Annotated in this window: 4 protein-coding genes; 1 reads left to right on the top strand and 3 read right to left on the bottom strand. The window is 60.4% G+C overall.

The features are described 5' to 3' along the window. Positions 1-715: acyl-CoA dehydrogenase family protein (locus BN1143_RS19900; protein ID WP_042007286.1), on the bottom strand; the 715-nt coding region annotated here is incomplete at its 3' end. A 48-nt stretch (positions 716-763) separates the two neighbouring features. After that, positions 764-1,417 carry a TetR family transcriptional repressor PsrA gene (gene psrA, locus BN1143_RS19895; protein ID WP_005298722.1) on the bottom strand — a complete coding sequence of 218 codons (654 nt, stop codon included), beginning with the start codon at positions 1,415-1,417 and terminating at the stop codon, positions 764-766. A 468-nt stretch (positions 1,418-1,885) separates the two neighbouring features. Between psrA and BN1143_RS19890 the strand changes: the two genes are divergently transcribed. Then, entirely contained in the window at positions 1,886-2,626 is a 741-nt protein-coding gene (locus BN1143_RS19890) for a phosphatase (RefSeq protein WP_042051913.1), read from the top strand. Between the two features lie 199 nt (positions 2,627-2,825). On the opposite strand, the gene BN1143_RS19885 is transcribed toward BN1143_RS19890, so the two are convergent. Beyond that, on the bottom strand, positions 2,826-4,201 hold a 1,376-nt coding region (locus BN1143_RS19885; RefSeq protein ID WP_042051912.1), incomplete at its 5' end, for a molybdopterin dinucleotide binding domain-containing protein.

Here is a 4,201-nt window from a genome sequence, read left to right as displayed (position 1 = left end):
TGATGTAGCGCTTGTTCCAGTTGAGGCGAATACCCAGCACCTCTTCACCCTTGTGCATCCCCTTGCAGACGATCCCCTTGTCAGGAATGGCGCCGGCATCGGAGCCCGCTTCCGGCCCGGTCAGGGCGAAGCAGGGCACTTCCTTGCCGTTGGCCAGCCCTGGCAGCCAGAAGTCCTTCTGGGCCTGGGTGCCGTAGTGCATCAGCAGCTCGCCCGGGCCGAGGGAGTTCGGCACCATGACGGTGACTGCCACGCTCAGGCTCTTGGTCGCGATGCGGGTAACGATGGTGGAGTTGGCAATCGCGGAGAACTCACGGCCGCCGTAGGATTTCGGGATGATCAGGGAGAAGAAGCCTTCCTTCTTCAGATAGTCCCACACCGGTTCCGGCAGGTCTTTGGTTTCGTTGACGATCTTGAAGTCGTCGACCATGGCGAGCAGGGTTTCGACCTGGTTGTCGATGAAGGCCTGCTCCTCGGCGGTCAGCTCGGCCTTGCCGTAGCCGTGCAGTTTTTTCCAGTCGGGGTTGCCGCGAAACAACTCGCCATCCCACCAGACGGAGCCAGCTTCCATGGCCTCCCGCTCGGTGGCAGACAAGGGCGGCAGTATCTTCTTGAAGATGCCGAACACCGGGCGGGTGACCACCTTTTTACGGATGGAGGGCACGCCGAGCACGACGGCTATCGCCAGCACCAGCAGGATAAGCAATGTGATCATACTCAAGTTCCTTCTATTTCACTGTTTCCGTTGATTTATTGTTGGTTGTTACACGGCCAGGGAGAGCCTGGTCGACTCCACGGGCGCCCCGACACCGGACGCCAGATAAGGAATGACGTTGCGTACCAGCCCCTCCACATCGAGCTGCTGGCCGAAATCGGCCTGGGCGATGTCGCGCAGCGCATCGGCCGAAGCCATGGTGAACACGACGGTACCCAGGGTGAAGTGCAGCCGCCAGAACAGATCCGCCGGCGACAACTCCGGGTTGGCCTTGGAGATGGCCTGGGTGATCCGCTGCAAAATGGGGCCGTAATGGGCGGTGATGAAGCGGCGCAGGTGACCCTGGCTGTCGATGTAGCCACGTCCCAGCAGCTGCATGAAGATGGCCGGGCCGTTGGTGCGCACAGCCACCAGCTTCATCAGGGGGTCGACGAAACTCTCGAACACCTGCAGCAAGGTCAGCTGCTCCTGCGCCATCAGGGTATGCAGGCGTGCATCCAGCTCGGGCATGAACAGGCTCAGATAGCGATCGAGCACCGCCTGGATCAGCTCCTTCTTGGAGCCGAAGTGGTAGTTCACCGAGGCCAGGTTGACATCCGCCTCGCTGGTGATCAGACGCAAAGAGGTATCGGCGAACCCCCGTTCGGCAAACAACACCTCGGCGGCATCGAGAATGCGGTTTTTGGTATCGATTTTACTCACAGGACACCTCACTTAAACGAATGTTTAAAAAGTACGTTTCACAACCTTTTGTGTCAAGAGAATGTGAACAGGTGTTAGTGAAATGTTTTTCGTGAAAATGGGGAACAAGGCGGGAACTTCACGGACGAATCGGACTCTATATCTATGCCACTGCAATTAAACATTAAGTCTCGCCCAACCTGCTCCATGCTAGTTGGGCATTTTTTTACCCTGCTGATATCCAGAACCTTGGCAAACGGGCAAAAAAAACCGTCGCAGGGCGCGACGGCGGGGAAATGAGGTTGCACCATCCTGATCCAACCCATCGATGCGAGTTCAGGCTTTCATCGATACATCCATCATGGCCGCCAAGCGTGTTCAAACTTTGTCAACCTGCCCTCAATTTGTGACAAAGTATGACAAGCCACGACATGGTCTCGACCCGCTGCCTTTGCTATGCTGGCCCCTCACGCCAGAGGGGAAGATGAGATGAAGTACACGGTCGATACCCACACCCACACCGTCGCCAGCACCCACGCCTACAGCACCATTCACGACTACCTGCCCATCGCGAAGGCAAAGGGGATCAAGCTGTTCGCCACCACGGATCATGGCCCCGACATGGCAGATGCCCCCCACTTCTGGCACTTCGTCAACCTGCACGTATTGCCACGGGTGGTCGACGGGGTCGGCATCCTGCGCGGCATCGAAGCCAACATCAAGAACATCGATGGCGAGATCGACTTCCCCGAGCGCTACGAGTCTCGGCTCGACATGATCATGGCGGGCTTTCACGAGCCAGTGTTCCCCCCCTGCGATCAGGCCACCCACACCCAAGCCATGATCAACGCCATCAAGAGCGGCCGGGTCGACATGATAAGCCACCCCGGCAATCCCGCCTTCCCCATCGATATCCAGGCCGTGGTCAAGGCAGCGGCAGAGTATCGGGTGGCGCTGGAGCTCAACAACTCCTCCTTCAGCCACTCCCGCCCGGGTAGTGAAGGCAACTGCCGCGCCATCGTCGAGGCGGCGCGGGACATGGGTGCCTACCTCACCTTCGGCTCCGACTCCCACGTGGCCTTCAGCCTCGGGGATTTCGAGCACTGCCACCGGCTGGTGACCGAGGCCGGCTTCCCCGAAGAGCGGATCCTGGCGCGCTCCCCCCGCGCCCTGCTCGATTTTCTCGAAAGCCGCGGCCGGGGCCATATTCCGGAGTTCGCCGACCTCTGACATTGGCCGTAACTCCATGAGCTCACTCATAAAACCGAGTGCAGCTCATTGACTTGCCCCCGGGTTTTCAGGAATCTAGTGGCACGCCGGTATAGCTCAGTTGGTAGAGCANNTATGCGGCGTTGTTGTTTATAGGATGTCTAGGCTCTGCTGCATGGGGCTGGCCGGCTTGAACCGGCTAGCCTGCAAACCTCTCTGTTCATAGCAGCAACAGATTGTCCTGCCGATTGGAGGCGGTCACCAGCACCGGGATGGACTTGGAGGTCGGGGTAAACGAGCCCGCCCCTATGCTGTCGATGGGCACCAGCGGGTTGGTCTCCGGATAGTAGGCCGCGATGTTGCCGCGCGGGATCTGGTAGATCACCACCACAAAACCGGTCACGCTGCGCTCGCGCCCGTCGTTGCAGATGGCCGCCATGTCGACCCTGTCCCCTTCGGCAAAGCCAAGCTGGCGAGCATCCGCCTCGTTCATGAACACCACGTTGCGCTGGCCCTTGATGCCGCGATAACGGTCATCCATGCCATAGATGGTGGTGTTGTACTGATCGTGAGAGCGCAGGCTCTGCAGCAGCAACACCGGCTGATCGCTCATCTGCTCGGCATGACGGGTACACTCCGGCAACACAGAGTGCGGCAGGGTGCTGGCACGAAACTCGGCCTGGCCGCTGGCGGTGTTCCACACCAGCTTGGCGGCGGAGTTATCCAGATGAAAACCGCACGGCTGCTGGATGCGGGCATTGAAATCGGCAAAACCGGCGATGGTCTGTTCGATAAGATCACGGATACGAGCATAGTCATCGCGCAGGGCCAGCCAGTCGACCTGCTCGCTGCCCACGGTGGCATGAGCCATCCGCGCCACTATGTCGGTCTCGGAGAGGCAGAGCGGCGACACCGGCTCGGCTGCGCCGGTCGAGGCGTGCACCATGCTGAAGGTGTCCTCCACCGTGATCTTCTGGTTGCCGCTGTGCTGGATATCGAGCTCGGTGCGACCGAGGCAGGGCAGGATCAGCGCCGCCTTGCCCACCTGCAGATGGCTGCGGTTGAGCTTGGTGCTGATCTGCACGTTGAGTTCGGCCTTTTTCATCGCCCCGTAGGTGAAGCCGGTGTCGGGCGCCGCTGCTGCCAGGTTGCCACCCAGGCAGATGAGCACCTTGCTCTTGCCCTCGTCCAGCGCCTTGAGCGCCTCGTAAACGTTATGACCAGGGGCCCGTGGCAGGTTCACCTGCAAGTGACGCTCGAGCCGGTCGATGAAGGCGGCGGTGGGCTTTTCGTTGATCCCCATGGTGCGATTGCCCTGCACGTTGCTGTGGCCCCGTACCGGACAGAGCCCTGCGCCCGGCTTGCCAATCTGGCCGCGCATCAGGTGCAGGTTGACGATTTCACGAATGGTATCTACTGAGTGCAGATGCTGAGTCACCCCCATGGCCCAGCAGCTGATGATGCGCTGGCTGGCGGCAAACACCCGGGCGGCCTGCACGATCTCGGCGCGAGTCAGGCCGGACTGCTGCTCGATCGCCGCCCAGTCGGTGGCACGCACCTGCGCCTCGTACTCGGCAAAGTGGCGGGTATGGCGGG

This window comes from Aeromonas dhakensis (assembly GCF_000820305.1).
GTDB lineage: Bacteria > Pseudomonadota > Gammaproteobacteria > Enterobacterales > Aeromonadaceae > Aeromonas > Aeromonas dhakensis.
Note: the sequence above shows the minus strand (reverse complement) of the source record. Positions and strands in the feature narration are given on the sequence as shown.